Raw genomic sequence first — 2,261 nt, 5'->3', positions numbered from 1 at the left:
GTTACCATCATTGTCAAGAATGGTGGCCGTAGCCGTGTCGGGTCCACTGATAGTGTAGCCGGCGGGGGCGGTAATTTTGGTGATGATCGTTTCACTGGGATCACTCAAGAGGTCATCTTTGGTGGGCAGAGTGATGGTAGCTGTGGGGGAAAGTGCCGCAAAGGTGACGCTGCTGGGAGTAGTGCCTGTATAGTCAACACCTGGAGTCGCTGTCCCCGCTAGGGTGTAGTTGACGGTTAAGGCACTGGAGAGGTCGCCGGTACGGGTGAGGGTAAAGACACTGCTTACTGAACCGGCTTCGTTACCATCGGTGGTTTTCACCAGAGTGAGGATGCCAAGGTCGTCATCGATGATTGTCGCCGTCGCCGTGTCAGGTCCACTGATAGTGTAGCCGACGGGGGCGGTAATTTTGCTGATGATCGTTTCACTGGGATCTACCACACTATCGTCGATGGTGGGCAGAGTGATGGTGGCTTTGTCCGCACCTGCCGCAAAGGTGGCTTGGCCTAAACTGGGATCATTGTAGTCGCTGCCGAGGGTAGCAGTACCCGCCAGGGTGTAGTTGACGGTTAAGGCACTGGAGAGGTCGCCGGTACGGGTGAGGGTAAAGACACTGCTTACTGAACCGGCTTCGTTACCATCGGTGGTTTTGGCGATTGAGATTGATTTTGTCGCGGTACCCGTATTCAGAATTAACTGCACATCTCCTACAAAACCTTCTGAAAAACCAAAGACGTACTCGCTGTTGTCAATCGTATCCAGAGTTGTCAATAAACCACCGAGGGCAAAGGCTTGACCACTTTTGGCTGTCAAGGCACTGATGGCGGCGGCGTTGAGGTCAATGGTACGAAACTGGTTATCGTCTCCATTGGTGTAGGTTCGGCTGCCATAAATAGCACCATCTCCTAAGTCAGCATAAATCGCCGTTTTACCGCTTCCCCCCGCCGTTAAGGTGGGTACCGCCGTCGTGACATCCCGTAACTCATAGGTTTCACTTGGTTGCGGACTATTGTAGTCATAGGTGTTCACCTTCAGTTGAGCGCTGATAATCGGGGCGGTCAACGTCGGCAGATTGAAAGTAAACCAGTTGCGGTGAAGTAAACTCAAATCTCCCACAAAATAATTAGTATTACCAGGATCGTGGTATCCTGTGACATCGTACCATCCCGTATCTGCCGCATCCAGGGTGATTGTGTTCAGAGGCGGCTCATCGTCAGCAATGCTTACAGTTGCACTGGCGGCTAGGTTGCCATTACCTTGACTTGCTGTAGCGGAGCCAGACTTATTGCCTAAACTGCCGGGGGTATAACTAGAGCCGGCTAAGACGGTGAGGGTGGCGGTTTCCGTGCCTTCTACGAGGGTGTCGTCAATGACATTGAGGTCAACCGTTGCGGTGGAAAAACCCGATTTAAAAGTTACCGTGGCTGGAATGGCAGTGTAATCCTTGCCATTGGTTGCCGTGCCGCTCATGGCGATATTCACCGTCAAGTCGCTGGTGGTGTCACCGGTGCGAGTGAGGGTATATTGACCATTGTTGGCGGGTTCACCAGCCACGGCATCGTTGGCTACTACTGTGATTACAGGTAAGGTAACACCGCCATCACCATAGATTTTGACATCATCAAGGTTCCACGAACTTACTGTAAATACACCAGAGCCACCAACATTGAACCCGAAACGAATTTGAGTTGAGGCACTCTTGTGGGCGCTAATATCAAATTGTTGAGGGGTCCAAGCGTTATCTTGGACTCCTGGAGCCTCGTCGAAATTGCTAGGCAAAAGATTGACCCAGCTAGAACCGTTGAATATCTCAACTTTGTTCTGCATATAGGGAGTGTAGTCACTATTGAGCCAACGGGCAAATTCAAAGAACAACTGATTGGCCGTGCTGGTGTTGATAACCGGACTGGTTAAATAATAGAAGCCGTGCAAGGCTGTAGAGGCATTTCCACCAATAACAACCCCAGCTACACCATTATCGGCTGTGGGAGTATTGTCCGTTCCGGGATCAGGGTTCCCATATACGTGACCTGTAGAAGCTGTGGCCGCACCGATTTGCCATTCTGTACCCAGAGTCCAACCCTTGCTGTTATTGGCAAAATCATCCCAGAAGTAGGTGGTAAATCCTTCCTCAGAAATAATAGTTCCCGTTGCTGTATTAGGAGAACCACCAATGTAGCCCGTCCCAGAATTGACGGTTAAAATAACTGATTCGCTGTTTTCCTGTACGGTGTCAGCAATGGGATCAACCACGACCGTTG

1 protein-coding gene is annotated in these 2,261 nt (G+C 50.9%); it reads right to left on the bottom strand.

Annotation, left to right across the window (positions count from 1 at the left end; translation table 11 throughout):
- Positions 1-2,261, bottom strand: a 2,261-nt coding sequence (locus tag O9290_RS01910) for a Calx-beta domain-containing protein (RefSeq protein WP_288086624.1), incomplete at both ends; no start/stop codon positions are given.

Origin of the sequence: Microcystis sp. LE19-41.2A (genome assembly GCF_027530405.1) — a bacterium.
GTDB lineage: Bacteria > Cyanobacteriota > Cyanobacteriia > Cyanobacteriales > Microcystaceae > Microcystis > Microcystis aeruginosa.
This window is presented reverse-complemented; position numbering and strand designations above follow the sequence as displayed.